18 protein-coding genes are annotated in these 17517 nt (G+C 68.2%); 6 read left to right on the top strand and 12 right to left on the bottom strand.

Annotated elements, in window-relative coordinates; translation table 11 throughout:
- Positions 1 to 232: 232 nt before the first annotated feature.
- Complete coding sequence (locus tag V5F89_RS10200; RefSeq protein ID WP_338445543.1) at positions 233 to 625, top strand: MAPEG family protein; 393 nt, start codon at positions 233 to 235, stop codon at positions 623 to 625.
- 130 nt (positions 626 to 755) lie between these two features.
- Here V5F89_RS10200 and V5F89_RS10195 read toward each other — a convergent pair whose 3' ends face one another.
- Complete coding sequence (locus V5F89_RS10195) at positions 756 to 1397, bottom strand: MBL fold metallo-hydrolase (protein ID WP_425334383.1); 642 nt, start codon at positions 1395 to 1397, stop codon at positions 756 to 758.
- Positions 1398 to 1655: 258 nt separating this feature from the next.
- Positions 1656 to 2291 carry a S24 family peptidase gene (locus tag V5F89_RS10190; protein WP_338445541.1) on the bottom strand — a complete coding sequence of 212 codons (636 nt, stop codon included), beginning with the start codon at positions 2289 to 2291 and terminating at the stop codon, positions 1656 to 1658.
- A 137-nt stretch (positions 2292 to 2428) separates the two neighbouring features.
- Between V5F89_RS10190 and V5F89_RS10185 the strand changes: the two genes are divergently transcribed.
- On the top strand, positions 2429 to 2629 hold the full coding sequence (locus V5F89_RS10185) for a hypothetical protein (RefSeq protein WP_338445540.1): 201 nt from the start codon (positions 2429 to 2431) through the stop codon (positions 2627 to 2629).
- On the top strand, positions 2619 to 2993 hold the full coding sequence (locus V5F89_RS10180; protein WP_338445539.1) for a hypothetical protein: 375 nt from the start codon (positions 2619 to 2621) through the stop codon (positions 2991 to 2993). Before V5F89_RS10185 ends, V5F89_RS10180 begins: the two co-directional genes overlap by 11 nt.
- A gap of 71 nt (positions 2994 to 3064) precedes the next feature.
- Here V5F89_RS10180 and V5F89_RS10175 read toward each other — a convergent pair whose 3' ends face one another.
- From V5F89_RS10175 to fsa, 8 genes are all read right to left on the bottom strand, one after another.
- Positions 3065 to 4504: an aldehyde dehydrogenase family protein gene (locus V5F89_RS10175; RefSeq protein WP_338445538.1), complete on the bottom strand. Its 1440-nt coding sequence runs from the start codon at positions 4502 to 4504 to the stop codon at positions 3065 to 3067.
- A gap of 57 nt (positions 4505 to 4561) precedes the next feature.
- Positions 4562 to 5500, bottom strand: a complete 939-nt coding sequence (locus V5F89_RS10170; RefSeq protein WP_338445537.1) for a D-2-hydroxyacid dehydrogenase — start codon at positions 5498 to 5500, stop codon at positions 4562 to 4564.
- Positions 5501 to 5617: 117 nt separating this feature from the next.
- Entirely contained in the window at positions 5618 to 7090 is a 1473-nt protein-coding gene (gene cysS / locus V5F89_RS10165; protein WP_338445536.1) for a cysteine--tRNA ligase, read from the bottom strand.
- A gap of 34 nt (positions 7091 to 7124) precedes the next feature.
- A complete protein-coding gene (locus tag V5F89_RS10160; RefSeq protein WP_338445535.1) occupies positions 7125 to 7802 on the bottom strand; it encodes a nitroreductase in 678 nt (225 codons plus the stop codon).
- Positions 7799 to 8098: a type II toxin-antitoxin system RelE/ParE family toxin gene (locus V5F89_RS10155; RefSeq protein WP_338445534.1), complete on the bottom strand. Its 300-nt coding sequence runs from the start codon at positions 8096 to 8098 to the stop codon at positions 7799 to 7801. Before V5F89_RS10155 ends, V5F89_RS10160 begins: the two co-directional genes overlap by 4 nt.
- Positions 8095 to 8379: a ribbon-helix-helix domain-containing protein gene (locus tag V5F89_RS10150; RefSeq protein WP_338445533.1), complete on the bottom strand. Its 285-nt coding sequence runs from the start codon at positions 8377 to 8379 to the stop codon at positions 8095 to 8097. Before V5F89_RS10150 ends, V5F89_RS10155 begins: the two co-directional genes overlap by 4 nt.
- Positions 8380 to 8416: 37 nt before the next feature.
- On the bottom strand, positions 8417 to 10237 hold the full coding sequence (cobT, locus tag V5F89_RS10145; protein ID WP_338445532.1) for a cobaltochelatase subunit CobT: 1821 nt from the start codon (positions 10235 to 10237) through the stop codon (positions 8417 to 8419).
- 103 nt (positions 10238 to 10340) lie between these two features.
- A complete protein-coding gene (gene fsa / locus V5F89_RS10140; protein ID WP_338445531.1) occupies positions 10341 to 10994 on the bottom strand; it encodes a fructose-6-phosphate aldolase in 654 nt (217 codons plus the stop codon).
- A 150-nt stretch (positions 10995 to 11144) separates the two neighbouring features.
- Between fsa and V5F89_RS10135 the strand changes: the two genes are divergently transcribed.
- Both V5F89_RS10135 and V5F89_RS10130 read left to right on the top strand, forming a co-directional pair.
- Positions 11145 to 13310, top strand: coding sequence for a primosomal protein N' (locus tag V5F89_RS10135; protein ID WP_338445530.1), 2166 nt, complete (start codon positions 11145 to 11147; stop codon positions 13308 to 13310).
- A gap of 11 nt (positions 13311 to 13321) precedes the next feature.
- On the top strand, positions 13322 to 13948 hold the full coding sequence (locus tag V5F89_RS10130) for a glutathione S-transferase (protein ID WP_338445529.1): 627 nt from the start codon (positions 13322 to 13324) through the stop codon (positions 13946 to 13948).
- Positions 13949 to 13956: 8 nt separating this feature from the next.
- Here the strand turns inward: V5F89_RS10130 and V5F89_RS10125 are convergent, their stop codons facing one another.
- Both V5F89_RS10125 and ada read right to left on the bottom strand, forming a co-directional pair.
- The gene (locus V5F89_RS10125) at positions 13957 to 14727 is read right to left on the bottom strand and encodes an isocitrate lyase/phosphoenolpyruvate mutase family protein (protein ID WP_338445528.1); all 771 of its coding nucleotides are present in this window, start codon (positions 14725 to 14727) and stop codon (positions 13957 to 13959) included.
- Complete coding sequence (ada, locus tag V5F89_RS10120; RefSeq protein ID WP_338445527.1) at positions 14724 to 15776, bottom strand: bifunctional DNA-binding transcriptional regulator/O6-methylguanine-DNA methyltransferase Ada; 1053 nt, start codon at positions 15774 to 15776, stop codon at positions 14724 to 14726. Before ada ends, V5F89_RS10125 begins: the two co-directional genes overlap by 4 nt.
- A 102-nt stretch (positions 15777 to 15878) precedes the next feature.
- Between ada and V5F89_RS10115 the strand changes: the two genes are divergently transcribed.
- On the top strand, positions 15879 to 17420 hold the full coding sequence (locus V5F89_RS10115; protein WP_338445526.1) for a serine protease: 1542 nt from the start codon (positions 15879 to 15881) through the stop codon (positions 17418 to 17420).
- Positions 17421 to 17517: the final 97 nt, after the last annotated feature.

The raw sequence follows: 17517 nt of genomic DNA, 5'->3' as shown, positions 1-17517 counted from the left end.
TGTTCCAATAAATTCCGTGTGTTGCGGGCCGCTCTAGGCGAAGGTCCGGCAACGCACAAGCGCGCGCCTGATGATGGACCCGACCGTGGCGGGAAGGCGCGCCCTATAGCGCATATTTCCCCCGTTGCAAGCGGCGCGACCTGCCGGGCCGGCAGGATTGGCCGTTGCCCGCCAGGTTCCCGGGCCGTAACAGACGGGCACCGCGACGCAAGACGCGACAAGGGGGAATGCAATGATACTTCCGGTGACTCTGACCGCGGTGGCCGCCGCCGCGATCCTCAACATCTGGCTCAGCCTGCGGATCGGCGCGCTGCGCCGCACCTACAAGATCAGCGTCGGCGACGGCGGCAACGAGGCGCTGCAGCGCCGGATGCGCGCCCAGCTCAATTTCGCGGAGAACGTGCCGATCACGCTGCTGCTGATCGCGGGCCTCGAAATCGCCGGGATCGGCGAAGTCTGGCTGGCCTACGTCGCCGCTGCGTTCATCCTGGCGCGAGTCGCCCATGCGTTCGGGATGGACGGGGGCAAGGCCCAGGCCGCGCGCGCGATCGGCGTGCTGGTGACGCTGGCCATCCAGCTTTTCCTCGCCGGCGTGGCGGTGGGCGCGGTGCTGCGGCTGTTCTGACCGGTTCGCGGCTCGGCGCGAATCCTGAAATAACTTCCCGATCCCCTGCGAAGGCAGGGGCCTCAGGCTATCGAGCGAAGCGCCAGCGGCCTGAGGTCCCCGCCTTCGCCGGGACTCGGGAGGCGGGCGATCAGGCCAGCGCGGCGTCGCTCACGAAAGCATTGGTCTTGCGCTCGTGGCCGAACGTGCTCGTCGGGCCGTGGCCGGGGATGAACGTCACGTCCTCGCCCAGCGGCCAGAGCTTGCCGGTGATCGCATCGAGCAGGTCCTGGTGGTTGCCGCGCGGGAAATCGGTGCGCCCGATCGATCCCTTGAACAGCACGTCGCCGACGATCGCGAACTTGCTCGGGCGGTGAAAGAACACGACGTGGCCCGGGGTGTGGCCGGGGCAGTGGATCACCTCCAGCGTCAGCTCGCCCACGGTCACCGTGTCGCCGTCGTCGAGCCACCGGTCGGGCTCGAAGCTCTTCGCCGCCATGCCCCACTGGCGCCCGTCGTCATCGAGCCGCGCGATCCAGAACCGGTCTTCCTCGTGCGGCCCCTCGATCGGCAGGCCCAGCTCCTCCGCCAGAATGCCCGCCTGCCCGCAATGGTCGAGATGACCGTGCGTGATCAGCAGCTTTTCCAGCGTCACCCCCGACTTGGCCACGCCGGCCTTGAGCTTGTCGAGATCGCCGCCCGGATCGACCAGCGCGCCGCGCATCGTTTTCGTGCACCAGATCAGCGAGCAGTTCTGCTGCAAGGGCGTGACGGGCATGATCGCGGCGCGCATAGGGCGCTGGGTTGCGGTATCGGTCATGGCGGGGGAGATGGCGGGGAACAGGGCCGGTTGCAAGCGGCGCGTCGGCCCGATTTCATGATGCCCGGCGCTCGGCGGCCGGCCCCTCCGTCAGCCGCTGGCGCGGCTGCCACCTCCCCAACGCAAGTCGTTGGGGAGGAACGATCGAGGCCGGGACCAGTCCTCCCCATCGTCTTGCGATGGGGAGGGGGACCGCTCGCACAGCGAGCGGTGGAGGGGCCGGGGGTGGGCTTACACCCGCCCGCCTTTCCACACGACGCGGCCGATCACCTCGACTTCCTCGCGGGCCAGCTCGATCGGCGGATAGGCACTGTTTTCGCTGACCAGCTTGATCCGGCCCTGCGCCGCGGCCTGGAGCCGCTTGACGTGGAGCGCGTCGCCGATGCGGACGACGTGGATGCCCTCCCCCCCGCGCTTGTGGCGGTCGACGAAGATCTCGTCGCCCGAACGCAGCAGCGGCTCCATCGAATCGCCTTCGACCCGGATCGCGGTGAGGTCCGCCCCTTCCAGCCCCATCTCGCGCAGCCAGCGGCGCGAGAAACGGAAGACGTCGAAGGGAATCTCCCGCGCGCCAAGCGCCCCCGCCCCGGCCGAGGCATCGAGCGAGAGGCGCGGCACCTCGATCCACTCGCCCCGCGTCGGCGCCGGCGTGTAGGATTTATCCCCCGGCGCACCCAATTCGGATTCGGCCACGCCGAAAAATTCCGCCAGCGTCCGACGGTCGCGTTCCTCCAGCTTGCGCGGGCTGCCCTTGCGCACGAATTGCTGGAGATACGTGGGGTTGCGGCCGATCAGATGGGACAGCCCGGCCAGGCTCGCCCCGCGGTCGCGGGCGAGTTCGAGCAGGCGCTGGCGCGCGTCGCTCATGCCGAAAATCCCTCTGCCAACATTTTTCCTGCCTACACGATGTATTTTTCCTAGACAAGTAGGATTTCAGCTGGAACGAAGGTGAGAACGAATCGGGAACATCCGATTCGAGTCGCCACCACTTGCCGGGGAGAGCCATGCTGATCCGATCCGTCGAAAAATTCCTTCGCGCGCACGAGATTTCGCCGACCAAATTCGGCCGTCTCGCCGCGCAGGACCCGCGTTTCGTGCTCGATCTGCGAAACGGCCGCGAACCGCGCGGCGCCATGGAAGCGCGCATTCGCGGGTTCATGGCCGGATACGAAGCCGCCGCAGAGGAGACCGGCCATGTTGCATGAATCCACGCCCCCTCGCCCACCGCGCCCACCGCGCCCGCCGCGCACGGTGCGGCGCACCACGGCCGATCGCCTGCGCGCCGCGCTGGGCGCGCTTGCCGGCGGGCGGGGGCAGATCCGGCGCCATGCCGAAAAAGCCTGGGCCAGCATCACGTTCGAGGGCGCACGCCATACGCTGGAGCTGGATTTCGACGGCGCGCAGGCCGTCGCCGCGGCCGAGCATTTCATCGCCGAGCTGCCCGAACACGAATTCGCGATCCCCGGCCAGATCGTCGCCGACGCGACCGTCACCCGGGTCGATCACACCCTGCTGCCGCATCCGCGCCTGGCGCTGGAATGCGAGCTTCTGCTGCTGGAGGACGCATGATTATCTTCTACCCCCGCCCCGCGCGCCGCGGATGGATTCCCGCCTGCCAGATCGCCGCGCCGCCGCCGCCGTCAGCGCCCGCGGCGGATGACGAGGTTGCGGATCTCGCTCATGTCCTCGATCGCGAAGCGGATACCCTCGCGGCCCAGCCCCGAGTCCTTGACCCCGCCGTAAGGCATGTTGTCGACGCGGGTGCTGGGCACGTCGTTGACGACGACCCCGCCGACTTCCAGCCGGTCCCAGGCGTCGAGCATCTTGAACAGGTCGCGGGTGAAGACGCCCGCCTGCAAGCCGAATTCGCTGCGGTTCACTTCGTCGAGCGCGGCGTCGAAATCGGTGAAGGGTTGCAGGATGGCGAGCGGACCGAAGGCTTCCTCGTTCAGAGCGCGGGCATCGCGGTCGACACCCTCCAGCAGGGTCGCCTCCAGCATATTGCCCTTACGCCCGCCGCCGCACAGCAGGCGCGCGCCGCCCGCGACCGCTTCGTCGATCCAGCCCTTCAGCCGGCGCGCCTCGCCCTCGGAGATCATCGGGCCGATAAAGGTCTCGCGGTCCTTGGGATCGCCGGCCTTGAGCGTTTTCGTCCGGTCGACCAGCATGTCGCGGAACCGGCCATAGACGCTTTCGTGCACGATGATCCGCTGCACCCCGATGCAGCTCTGCCCCGACTGGTAGAAGGCGCCGAAGACGATCCGTTCCAGCGCATCGTCGAGATCGGCGTCGCTATCGACGATCACCGCGGCATTGCCGCCGAGTTCGAGCACGACCTTCTTCTTCCCCGCCCGCGCCTTCAGCGCCCAGCCGACCGCGGGCGAACCGGTGAAGCTGAGCAGCTTGAGCCGCTCGTCCTCGGTAAACAGGTCGGCTCCGTCGCGGCTCGCGGGAAGGATCGAGAACGCCCCTTCGGGCAGGACATCGCATTCGGCCAGCACTTCGCCCACGATCAGCGCGCCGAGCGGGGTCTTGCTCGCCGGCTTCATCACGAAAGGGCAGCCGATGGCGATGGCCGGGGCGATCTTGTGCGCGGCGAGGTTGAGCGGGAAGTTGAACGGCGAAATGAAGCTGCACGGCCCGATGGGATAGCGCTTCCACATCGACTGGTAGCCGCGCGCCCGCTCGGAAATGTCGAGCGGCATGATCTCGCCATAGTTGCGAACCGCTTCCTCCGCCGCGATGCGGAAGGTGTCGATCAGGCGCGTCACCTCGCCTTCGCTGTCGCGGATCGGCTTGCCCGCCTCGACGCACAGGGCATAGGCGAGTTCGTCGAAGCGTTCGCGGAACCGGTCGACGCAATGCTGCAGCACGCCCTGCCGTTCGAACGCGGCGAGGCGCGCCATCGGCTGCGCCGCGCGCACGGCGCCGGCAATCGCCGCGTCGATGATCTCGGGCGTGGCCAGCGCGGTGCGGAAGGCGACCTCGCCGGTGTACTTGTCGGTCACGGCGAGATCGGTGTTCGGCTGCTGCGGCCGGTTGTTCAGATAGAGCGGATAGGTCTTGTCGAGCGTGGGCATGGCGTCCTCCTCCCCCAACAATCCCGCCGGCGGGCGAAAGGTCCGCGAACGCGCCCGTCAGTATCCGCGAACCGGATCGAAGATCGGCTCCAGCGGCTCGCCCGCGACATAGCGCCGGCAATTGGCGAGGAAGCGCTCGGCCGAACGGACGAACATCTTCGACTGCGCGCGGCCCGAAAGGTGCATCGTCACATGCGCATTGTCGAGCCGCCACAGCGGGTGATCGGCCGGCAGCGGCTCGGGCGTCGTGACGTCCAGGAAAGCCCCGCCGATGCGCCGTTCTTTCAGCGCGGCGACGAGCGCGTCCTGATCGACCACCGCGCCGCGCGCGATGTTCACCAGCACCGCGTCTTCCTTCATCGCGGCAAGCTCCGCCGCGCCGATCATCGCGTCGGTTTCGGGCGTGGCGGGCACCGCCAGGATCACCCAGTCGAATTCGCCCAGCCGCGCGCGCCATTCGTCGGGGCCGAGCGCCCCTTCGCCGCCCGAGCGGCGCACGACCGAAACCTCCACCCCGAACGCTTCCAGCCGCGGCGCGATCAGCTTGCCGATCGCGCCATAGCCCAGCAGCAGCGCCCGGCTGCCCGCCAGCTCGCGCTTGCCCGGCGAATCGGTCAGCCACTCGCGCCGGTCCTGCGCACGCACCACGTCCCGATAGCCCTTGGCCATCGTCAGCATTCCCATCGCGACATATTCGGCGATCGTGATGGCGTTGATCCCCGCGCCATTGGTAATCGTCACCCCGCGCGCTTGCAGCAGGTCGAGCGGCAGGAAATCCAGCCCGGCGTAGATCGAGTTCAGCCAGCGCAGCTTCTCCGCCCGCCGGACCGCCTCGACCATCGGGTCCTTGGCGTCGAGATCGAACCACCCGATCTCCGCCTCGGGCGCGAGCGCGTGCAGCTCCTCGACCGAAGTGTACCAGCGCGGCGCGATCTCCGGCGGGAGCTGCCCCTCGACAAGGGGCCGGATCAGGCCGGACAGGACGGCGACAGTCATGTTCGGAGACCTCCTGAATTTATATCGTCACCCCGGCCTCCGAGCCGGGGTCCCGCTGGTCTGGTGTTGCGCAGAAGGAGCGGGACCCCGGATCAAGTCCGGGGTGACGGAAAAGAGTCACAGTTTCCAGTCCCACCCCAGCGGATCGCCGTCCATCACCTCCACCCCTTTGGCCGACAGTTCGTCGCGGATCGCGTCGGAGCGGGCGAAGTCGCGCGCGGCGCGGGCTTCGCGGCGGCGTTCGAGGGCGTCTTCCACGTCGTCCTCGTCCAGCTCGGCGGTGTCGGGGCGCAGGCGCAGGTCGGCGCGGGTGAGGGCAAGCAGGTCGAGGCCGAGCACCGCGTCCATCCGGGCGACCGCCGCGCGGCGGGCTGCGGGATCGACTTTCCGCACGGCCAGCACTTCCTCCAGCGCGGTGAGGGCGAGCGGGGTGTTGAGATCGTCGGCCATTGCCGCATCGAAGCGTTCCAGCGACGGCGCGAGCCGCGGGTGGTTCGGATCGCCGCCCTCGTCCGCATCGGCGATCCGCTCGACCGCAATCGCCATGCGCTTCAGCCGGGTCAGGGCGGCGCCCAGCCCGTCCCACGAAAATTCCAGCTCGCTGCGGTAATGCGCCTGAAGGCACATGAGGCGGTAGGCGAGCGGGTGGTACCCTTTCGCGACGAGCAGCGGCAGGCGCAGGAATTCGCCCGACGACTTGCTCATCTTGCCCGAGCGTTCGACCAGGAAGTTGTTGTGCATCCAGAACCGCGCGCCGCTCGCCAGCGGGTCGTCGAGCCCATCGGTGCAGCAGCGCGCCTGGTTCTGCGCGATCTCGTTCGGGTGGTGGATTTCGCGGTGGTCGATCCCGCCGGTATGGATATCGAACGGCAGGCCGAGCAGCGCCTCGCCCATGACCGAGCATTCGAGATGCCAGCCCGGCGCGCCGCGGCCCCAGGGGCTGTCCCATTCCATCTGGCGCGTCTCGCCCGGCGGGGTCTTGCGCCAGATCGCGAAGTCGGCCGCGTTGCGCTTGCCTGCGACCGCCTCGATCCGGCCTTCCCCCTCCTCCGTCTTCGCGCGGGCGAGCCGGCCGTAGTCGGCGACGGTGGAGACATCGAAATAGAGGCCGCTGCCGAGTTCGTAGCAGTGCTTGTCCGCAATGCTCCGGGCGAAATCGATCATCCGGTCGATATAGTCGGTCGCGACCGACCAGTGCTCGGCCGCCGGCGTCCCGGCCTTCATCGGGCCGCGGATGTTGAGCGCCTTCACATCGGCCCAATAGGCCTCGGTATAGTGCTTCGCGATGTCCCAGATCGACTGGGCGCGTTCGGCCGCGGCTTTCTCCAGCTTGTCCTCGCCCGCGTCGGCATCGTCGGTCAGGTGGCCGACATCGGTGATGTTGATGACATGGGTGAGCGCATAGCCATGCGCTTCGAGCGTGCGCCCCAGGACATCGGCGAAGACATAGGCACGCATATTGCCGATATGCGGATAGTTGTAGACCGTCGGCCCGCAGGAATAGACGCGCGCCTCTCCCGGATGGACCGGTTCGAAGGTTTCGAGCCGGCGGGTGAGCGAGTTGAAGAGCTTGAGAGAGGTCGCGGTCATGGCTGCCAGCCTTGGCGCGCGCGCGGCCCCGCGGTCAAGCGTCGAAACCCTCCCACCGGATCGCCTCGTCCAGCGGCGCGCGGGCGACGGGGAAATTGTTCACCGGCGCAGCGGGATCGCGATAGCCGATCGCCAGGCCGCAGAAGAACGTGTGATCCTCCGGGATCGCGACCACTTCGCGGATCTGCGGGGAATAGACCGCCCATGCCTCCTGCGGGCAGGAATCGAGCCCTTCCTCGCGCAGGAGCAGCATGATCGTCTGCAGCCACATGCCGATGTCGGACCACTGCGGCGGGCCCATGTATTGCGGCGTGTGGACCAGCATCAGCACCGGCGCGCCGAACGCGCGGAAATTGTTGGCGAACCAGGCCAGGCGCTGCGCCTTGTCCTCGCGCGCGATGTCCAGCGCGCCGTACATGTCCTCCCCCACGCCGCGGCGGCGCTGTTCGTAGGGACCGTCAAGCTCGGGCGGATAGATGTGATATTCGGGCGCATGGGCGGCGCGGCCCTTGGGAAATTCCTGCGCGATCCGATCGAACAGGCGCCGCATCGGCGCGCCGGTCAGCACGATCCCGTGCCACGGCTGCGTGTTCCCGCCCGACGGCGCGCGCTGCGCCTGTTCGAGGATGCGGGCAAGCGTCTCGCGCTCGACCGGTTTGTCGAGAAAGGCGCGCACGGAACGGCGGGAGGCGACGGCTTGGCTGGGGGTCATTCGATCTCTTCGAGCAAGGCATTGAGGTCGCGCGATGAATGCGCGATTCGCAAGATCACGACCGAAACGTCGTCTGCACGATAGACAATCTGATACCGGCCATGATGGGCGATCCGCAGATCGTGTTTCCAGCGCAACCGTACACGATACAGCAGGGGATTGTCGCCGACCCATGCAATTCGTTTGAGAAGCTCGGCGATGTAGCTTTCCGCCTGCGATGGATCGTCACGAGCGATATAATCCGAAATCTCGCGCAGATCGTCCATCGCGCGCTGCTTGATCTCGACGGTTCTCACCGATCTTCGGAGCGATACTTGGCTGCTTGTTCGGCGACATACCGGCGGATGTCAGCAAATGCCTGTTCGGCAGGATAAGACGGCCCCGCTTCAGCTTCGTCGACCATCTCCTTGAGGCGCTCGATCGCGGCTTCCCTGCGATCCTGTTCATCGCTCCAGTCGCGAAGCGCTTCCCGCACCACTTCACTCGTGGTGGCATAACTGCCGGAATCGACCGCTGCACGAAGCTTCGCGGCCATTTCTTCCGGCATCGTCACGGTAATGCGTTCAAGCTTGCCCATGCCGCATACTTTATCACACGGAGTATGACCGGCCAAGTCACTCCACCTCGAACAAGTCCGCAAGTTGCTCGATAATGGTGCCACCCAGCTGCTCGACATCCATGATCGTGACCGAGCGCTTGTAATACCGCGTCACGTCGTGCCCGATGCCGATCGCGGCAAGCTGGATGGGAGACTGTTTCTCGATCCAGTCGATCACCCGCCGCAGGTGGCTTTCGAGATAGCCGGCGCTGTTCACGCTCAGCGTCGAATCGTCGACCGGCGCGCCGTCCGAAATGACCATCAGGATACGCCGATCCTCCGGCCGGCCGAGCAGGCGCTGGTGCGCCCACAACAGCGCCTCGCCGTCGATGTTCTCTTTAAGCAACCCCTCGCGCATCATCAGGCCGAGATTGCGCCGCGCGCGGCGCCAGGGCTCGTCGGCCTTCTTGTAGACGATATGGCGCAAGTCGTTGAGCCGCCCGGGCTGCGGCGGCTTGCCGTCGGCGAGCCAGGCCTCGCGGCTCTGCCCGCCCTTCCACGCGCGGGTGGTGAAGCCGAGGATTTCGGTCTTGACCCCGCACCGTTCCAGCGTGCGCGCGAGAATGTCCGCACTGATCGCGGCTATCGAGATCGGCCGCCCGCGCATCGAGCCCGAATTGTCGATCAGCAGGGTGACGACCGTGTCCTTGAACTCGGTATCGCGTTCGACCTTGTAGCTGAGCGAATGGCCGGGGCTGATGACCACGCGCGCCAGCCGCGCGGCATCGAGCAGCCCCTCCTCCTGATCGAAATCCCAGCTGCGGTTCTGCTGCGCCATCAGCCGCCGCTGGAGCCGGTTGGCGAGTTTGGTCACGACCGACTGCAATCCGGCGAGCTGGCTGTCGAGATAGCTACGCAGGCGGTCCAGCTCCTCCGCATCGCACAGCTCGGGGGCTTCGATCACTTCGTCGAAGCGGTCGGTGAAATGCTTGTATTCGAAATCGCCGGGAATGTCGGTCCAGGGCCGGTTGGGGCGAACCGGCAACATGCCCTCCTCCCCTTCTTCGGAAGCCTCCCCGTCGGACATATCCTCGTCCGATTCGGCTTCGCTTTCGCTCTCGCCGTCGTTTTCGCCCTCGCTCGGCTCGCCGGCGATCTGAGTCGACTGCGGGTCCGCCTCGCCGCTGTCATCGCCTTCGCTGTCGTCCTCGTCCTGTTCGCCGCCGTCCTCATCGTCGCCCTCTTCACCGTCGCCGCGGTCGCTTTCCTCCGGGCGGACAAGTTCGAGATGGCGCAACATATCGAGTGCAAGCGACTGGAATGCCTCCTGATTATCGAGTGACAACGCCAGCGCCTCGAAATCCGGCTCGGCTCGCGCCTCGATGAATTCGCGCACCATGTCCACACCGGCGCGTGCGCGTTCGGGTATCGGCGCCCCGGTCAGCCGCTCGCGCAGGATCAGGCCCAGCGCAGTCTGCAGCGGAACGTCGTTCTCGCTCTGCGCGCGCGCAATCGGGTCGGCCGCGGTGCGCAGTTCCACCGCGGCATCCAGATTGTCGCGAATCCCGCCGAAGGCATTGGCCCCCAGCGCCTCGTACCGGACCTGCTCCGCCATGTCGTAGCACGCGCGCGCCACCGGTTCCGGCGGAGCGTTGCGGGCGTGGAGGCCGCTGTCGTGATGGCGCAGGCGGAGCGCGAAGCTGTCGGCGAACCCGCGTGCCTCGCGCGCCTGTTCGGGCGGCAGGTTCCGCCCGGGCAGCGGGACGCGGAAATTCAGGCCCGACGCGGCCGGCGCATCGGCGCTCCACGCCACCTCCACTTCCGGCTCGCGCGCGATCGCCCGCGCCGTTCCGGTCAGCGCGCGCTTGAAGCGGTCGAGGGGCGTTTCGTCTGCCATTGCTATCCCTTCGGTGCCCCCGCGAGGGCAGGGGCCTCAGGCCACAGGCGGAGCGCCAGTGGCGCGAGGTCCCCGCCTGCGCGGGGACTCGGACAAAAGATCATCATACGATCTTTTGTCCGGTCTTCGCCCAGTCGGCCAGGAAGCCGTCGATGCCCTTGTCGGTCAGAACATGCTTGACCAGGCTCTTAATCACCGCCGGCGGCATCGTCGCCACATCGGCCCCGATCCGCGCGCTTTCCAGCACATGGGTCGCATGACGGACGGAAGCAACGAGGATTTCCGTGTCGAACAAATAGTTATCGTATATCAGGCGGATATCGCGGATCAGTTCCATTCCGTCGAACCCGTTGTCGTCGTGCCGACCGACGAAAGGCGACACGAACGTCGCCCCCGCCTTGGCCGCCAGCAGCGCCTGGTTGGCGGAAAAGCACAGCGTGACGTTGACCATCGTGCCCTCGCCGGTCAGCGCCTTGCACGTCTTCAGCCCGTCGATCGTCAGCGGCACCTTGATGCAGACATTGTCGGCGATCTTGCGCAGGACTTCGGCCTCTTTCATCATCGTTTCGTGATCGAGCGCGACGACCTCGGCGCTGACCGGCCCGTCGACCAGGCCGCAGATTTCTTTCGTGACTTCCATGAAGTCGCGCCCGGACTTGGCGATCAGCGAAGGATTGGTGGTCACCCCGTCGAGCAGGCCGGTCGCGGCCAGTTCCTCGATCTCGGCGGTGTCGGCAGTGTCGGCGAAGAATTTCATGGGTCGGCTCCGATTGGCGATTCCCGTTCCGCTCTAACGAAGGCTGGCCGGCGGAGCTAGGCCGGGGCGGACCGGCGGCGATACAATTCGCAGGATTTCTTGCCCCGCGCCTTGCCGCCCGCATGGCCGCGCTCTCATATGGCGGGACAGATGAACCGTGTCCGCCTCCTCGTCTTCAACGCCGCGCTCGGCGCCCTCGACTATCGCGTGCCCGACGGCATGGCGGTCGCGCCCGGGTCGGTCGTGGCCGCGCCGCTGGGCCCGCGCCAGATCGTCGGCATCGTGTGGGAGGAGGAGCGGCTGCCCGCCGAATCGGTGCCCGACGCCAAACTGCGCCCGCTGGTCGAGGTGCTGCCGGTGCCGCCGCTCCGCGCCGAACTGCGGCGGCTGATCGAATGGACCGCCGACTATTACTGCGCCCCGCTGTCCGCCGTCGCGCGAATGGTGATTTCCAGCGGCGGCGCGCTGCGCGGCCCGGCGACGATGACCGAATACCGGCTGAGCGGCGGAATGCCCGAGCGGATGACCCCGCAGCGCGAACGCGCGATGGAGCGGCTGGAGGGCGAGCAGGCGACGATCCGCGAACTGGCGGACACCGCCGGCGTTTCGGAAGGCGTTCTGCGCGGGCTGGTGAACCAGGGCGCGCTGGAGCCGATCACCGTCGACTGCGACCGCCCCTACTCCCGCGCACGCGCCGGCCACGCGACGGTGGAACTGAACCCAGAGCAGGCCGCGGTCGCGGCGCGGCTGGTGGAGGCCGTGAACGAAGGCGCCTTCGCACCCTTCCTGCTCGACGGCGTGACCGGATCGGGCAAGACCGAGACTTATTTCGAAGCCGTCGCCGCCGCGCTGGAACGCGAGCGGCAAGTCCTCGTCCTCCTGCCCGAAATCGCCCTGACCCAGGCGTTTCTGCGCCGGTTCGAGGATCGCTTCGGCGCGCCGCCGGTCGTCTGGCACTCATCGCTCAAGTCGACCGAACGCCGCCGCGCCTGGCGCGCGATCGCCGGCGGCGAGGCGCAAGTCGTGGTCGGCGCGCGCTCGGCCCTGTTCCTGCCTTATGCCCGGCTGGGCCTGATCGTGGTCGACGAAGCGCACGAGGTCAGCTTCAAGCAGGACGAGGGCGTGCGCTACAACGCGCGCGACGTGGCGGTGATGCGCGCGCATTTCGAGGCATTGCCGGTCGTGCTCGCCAGCGCGACCCCCGCGCTCGAAAGCCTGCAGATGGCGGAAAGCGGGATTTACGAACGGCTCGAACTGCCGAGCCGCTTCGGCGCGGCGGAGCTGCCGGCGATCGAGACCGTGGACCTGACCGAAGACCCGCCGGAGCGCGGCCGCTGGCTGGCGCCGCGACTGACGCAGGAACTGGCCGTGCGGCTCGAGCGCGGGGAACAGTCGCTGCTGTTCCTCAACCGGCGCGGCTATGCCCCGCTGACGCTGTGCCGAAACTGCGGTTTCCGGTTCGAATGCCCCAACTGCACCGCCTGGCTGGTCGAACACCGCTTTACCCGCCGCCTCGCCTGCCACCATTGCGGGCACGAGACCGCGCCGCCCGCCACCTGCCCCGAATGCGGAGAGCCGGACTGTCTCGTCGCCTGCGGGCCGGGCGTGGAGCGGATTGCCGACGAGGTGGCCGAGATCCTCCCCGGCGCGCGGGTGGCCGTGGCGACCAGCGACACGCTCAATTCGCCCGAACGCGCGGCCGAGTTCGTCTCCCAGGTCGAGGAAGGGGCGATCGACGTGATCGTCGGGACCCAGCTGGTGACCAAGGGATTCCATTTTCCCGAGCTGACGCTGGTGGGCGTGGTCGATGCCGATCTCGGGCTGGAGGGCGGGGACTTGCGGGCGGCGGAGCGGACCTATCAGCAGGTCGCTCAGGTCGCGGGGCGTGCGGGACGCGGGGAGAAGCCGGGACAGGTCCTGATCCAGACCCGCCATCCCGAAGCGCCGGTGATCGCGGCGCTGGCCGCCGGCGACCGCGACGCGTTCTACGCCGCCGAGACAGAGGCGCGGCGCCACGCCGGCGCCCCGCCATTCGGCCGCTGGGCCGCGATCATCGTGTCGAGCGAGGACGAGGCGGAAGCGAAAGAGGCCGCCCGCGCGATCGGCGGGACCCGACCCGACTTGCCCGACATCGCGATCTTCGGCCCCGCGCCCGCGCCCCTCTCGCTCCTGCGCGGCCGCTATCGCTATCGCCTGCTCATCAACGCCCGCCGCAGCGCCCGCCTGCAGGATACGATCCGAACCTGGCTGAACGCGCTCGACTTCCCCCGCGGCGTGCGGGTATCGATCGACATCGATCCATACAGTTTCGTCTAGGAGAGCCCCGAATGCTGACTGTCCATCATCTTCGCATCTCGCAATCGGAACGGATCGTGTGGCTGTGCGAGGAGCTGGGGCTGGACTATACGCTCCGGCTCTATTCGCGGCGGGAGGACAACAACCTCGCGCCCGACGAATACAAGGCGCTGCATCCGATGGGGATCGCCCCGGTGATCACCGACGGCGACCTGACGCTGGGCGAAAGCGGCGCGATCTGCGAATACCTCGATCGCAAATATGGCGGGGCGAAGCTGTCGCCGGGGCCCGACCATCCCGATTTCGCCGGGCATCTGTTCTGGTTCCACTTCGCCAACGCGACCTTCATGACCAATGGCCTGATGGCGCTTGTCACCGCGCGCATGGGCGAAGTGCCCGAATTCGTGACCGGACGGACGCAAAAGGCCTGGGCGCTGGCGGAGGCGCGGCTGGGCGAGGCGGAATTCTTCGGCGGCGCGCAGCTGACCACCGCCGACATCATGATGGGCTTCAGCCTCACCACCGCCCGCAGTTTCGGCGGCCCGAGCCTGGACGCCTTCCCCAATATCGCCGCCTATCTCCAGCGCATCGGCCGGCGTGAGGCCTACCGCCGCGCGATGGAGAAATGCGAGCCGGGAATGGCGCCCAGGATCGATTAGACCTTCGGTCAGGCCGCGTAGCCGGGCGTTCCGCCGGCGAGCACGGCCCGCGCTTCGCGCTCAAGCAGGGTCATCGCGGCTTCCCACGGCTGATGCCCGTGGCTGATCCGCGCCACGCCCAGCTTCGCCAGCGCAGCGCGGTCGCCGCAGGCCGGGGACCAGAGGATATTGACCGGGAGCGGCGACGCCTCGCAGATTGCGGCAATGCAGCCCGCGTCGGCGAGGAATGGCACGAACAGGCCGCCCGCGCCGGCATCGGCGTAGGCGCGCGCACGGTCGAGCGTTGCGGCGACCAGCTCCGCACCGTCGCTCGCAGCGTCGCGGCCGCGGAACACGTCGCAGCGGGCATTGATGAAAAGACCCGTCGACGCGGCGGCGGCGAGGCGTTCGGCCTGTTCCGCCACGGGGACCAGCGCATCCTGGCCCGGTCCGCGATCCTCCATATTGATCGCGGCGGCGCCGGCATCGCGCGCGCGGGCGACCGAGGCGGCCACGTCCTCCGGCCTTTCGCCATAGCCGGCCTCCATGTCGATCGACACCGGCAGGTCGGTCACCGCCACGATCCGCGCGAGGTTGGCGAGCACGAGGTCGAGCGGAACGGTCTCGCCGTCGGAATAGCCGAGCGATTCGGCCACGCCGTAGCTGCCCGTCGCGATCGCCGGGGCGCCCGCCTTCGCCACGACGCGGGCCGAACCGGCATCCCAGATGTTGAACAGCACCAGCGGATCGCCGGGAATGTGCAGCGCGCGGAACGCATCGACTTTGCTCGTTTCGCTCATGTCTTCGCTCCTTCGCGTTTGAGCAGTTCACGTTTGATATCCTGGCCATAGGCATATCCGCCCAGATCGCCGTCGGACCGGACCACGCGGTGACACGGGATCAGGACGGCGACGTTGTTGCGCGCGTTGGCGCTGCCCGCGGCGCGCACGGCCTTCGGGTTGCCGGCGGCAGCGGCGATATCGGAATATGTGCGGGTTTCACCGGGCGGTATTTCGCGCAGCGCCTTCCAGCACGCCTCCTGAAAGGCGGTGCCTTTCACGTCGAGCGGGATGTGGGCGAAATCGCCCGGCGATTCGACCGTGGCGACAACGTCGGCGAGCAATTTCGCGAAGGCCGCCCCGCCCTCGACCAGCTCGGCGTTGGGAAAACGCCGCCGCAAGTCCGCCTCGCCTTCACCGAACGAGAGGCGGCACACGCCCTTGTCGGTCGCGGCGACGAGCATCGGCCCCATCGTGGTCTCCACCACGGCCCAGCGGATCGCCACGCCCGCGCCGCCATTTGCCCATGCACTCGGTGCCATACCCAGTTTCCCCCTCGTCGAATCGTAGAAGCGCGAGGGGCCGGAGAAGCCGGCATCGTAGATCGCGCCGGTTACGCTCGCCCCCTCGCTCAAGGCATCGCGTGCGCGCTCTTCGCGCAGGGCGCGGGCATAGGCGGCCGGCGAAAGGCCGATGGCGCGTTTGAACACGCGCTGGAAATGGCTCGGCGAATAGCCGGTAACCTGCGCCAGCGTATCGAGCGATGGCGTGCCTTCGAGGCCGTCGGCCGCCTGCCGGATCTCGTCGATCGCGGCGACCACTGCCGCTTCGTCGCGCGCGACATCGTCGGGCCGGCAGCGCTTGCAGGCGCGCAGCCCGTTCGCCCGCGCCTCCGCCCCGCTGGCGTAGAAGCGCACGTTCTCGCGCCGCGGATGGCGTGCGGCGCACGAGGGGCGGCAGTAGATCCCGGTCGAGAGCACTCCGGTCACGAAGTGCCCGTCGAAACTGCGGTCGCGCCGTTTGACTGCGGCCCAGGCGGTGTCGTCGGATATCATTGCGGCACCCTTCATAGCGGCAAGCTCCTTCATTCGCGATGCCCGCTATGTTCGATCTAGCGCCGCCGGACATCCCGCGGCTTGCGGTCAAAAGCCGCACTCGCCTACATAGCCGCGATGATGCGCCTGATCACCCTTGCCGCCGCGCTGCTCGCGCTGATCGTTCCGGCGGCGGCGCAGGCCGATCCGGCCGATATCGATGCCGCGGCGCGCGGCGTGGTGCGCGTCGTGATCATGGGGACCGACGGCGACGAGGTCTTCCCCGTCAGCCACGGCACCGGATTTGCCGTGGGCCCGCGCACGATCGTCACCAACGCGCATGTCGTGCGCGAAGCCTTGCAGGACGATACTCTGCGGATCGGCATCGTGCCCAGCGAAGGCGGCGAGGCGGCCGACTATGCCCGCCCGCTCGCGGTCAGCCCGAGCAACGACCTGGCGCTGGTGGAGATCACCGGCGAATTGCGCCTGCCCCCGCTGACCATCGCGGCAGGGGCCGTGCGCGACGGAGAGGTTTCGGCAGTCGGCTACCCGATGAACGTCGATCGCGCGCAGGGTCTGGAAATCGGCGACATCTTTCGCTCTCAGCCTCCGGTGAAGAGCCGCGGGTTCCTGTCGGGCCAGCGGCCAAGCCGTCTGTTCGACACGATCCTGCACACCGCGCCGATCGCGCGCGGCAATTCGGGCGGCCCGCTGCTGGACGGCTGCGGCCGGGTGATCGGCGTGAACAGCTTCGGCACCGATTCGGGCGGATCGGACGGCGAGTTCTACTTCGCGGTTTCGACTCGCGAGCTTCTCCCCTTCCTGCGCGCCAACGATGTCGAGGCGCGTGTCGCCGACCTGCCGTGCCGCAGCCTGGAAGACTTGAACGAAGCCGAGCGTGCGCGGGTCGAGCGGCAGCAGGCGGAAGCGCGGCAGCAGCTCGCCGCACGCGCGCAGGAAACCCGCGAGCGGCGCGCCCGCGCCGAGGACGCAGCGCGCGAATCGGTGCAGGTCGACCGCGAGAATGCGATGGCGCTGGCTTTCGTGCTGGCGCTGGTCGCCGCAGGCGGCGTGGCGGTCGCGTGGCAGGCCCGGCAGGCGGACGAAGATGGGGAGCGCCGCATGATGATCGCGGGCACTCTCGCTGCCGTGGCCGCCATTGCCGCGCTGGCGCTGTGGTTCACGCGGCCCGGGCTGGACGAAGTGGAACGCCGCATCGCCGCGGCGATGGGCGAGGTCGACGAGACGCCCGACGCCCCCGGCGCCGACGCGACCGGCGACGGGATGCTGACCTGCACGCTCGACCTGTCGCGCAGCCGCGTGATCGGTGCGCCCGATCGCGAACTGGAATTCTCCTGGCGCGAAGACGGCTGTGTCAACGGCCGCACGCAATACGGCTTTTCCGGGGGCGATTGGTCGCGCGTGTTCGTGCCGAACCAGGAACAGGCGGTCTCGGTGAACGTGTTCGATCCCGCGACGGGCACATTCCGCACCGACCGCTATCTGCTGAGCCGTGCGGACATGGCCGCGGCGCGCGAGGCGCGCGGCAACTACTCCCCGCCCAAATGCAGCGCCGAAGGGGCCGCGAGCACGCTGGGCGATCTCCAGTCGGGGGTGACCGCGCTGCTCCCTTCCGCCCCCAACGAACGGCTGGTCTATTCGTGCGAGGCCAAGCGGTAGGCGATCGGCGCACCGTCGAAACCCATCCCTTCGCCGCCGAGGCGGGTTGCATAGTAGGAAACCCGGTGCTAGTCGCGCGCCAGCCTTGCCGGGGTGG

Origin of the sequence: Pelagerythrobacter marensis, assembly GCF_036700095.1 — a bacterium.
Taxonomy (GTDB): domain Bacteria; phylum Pseudomonadota; class Alphaproteobacteria; order Sphingomonadales; family Sphingomonadaceae; genus Pelagerythrobacter; species Pelagerythrobacter marensis_A.
This window is presented reverse-complemented; position numbering and strand designations above follow the sequence as displayed.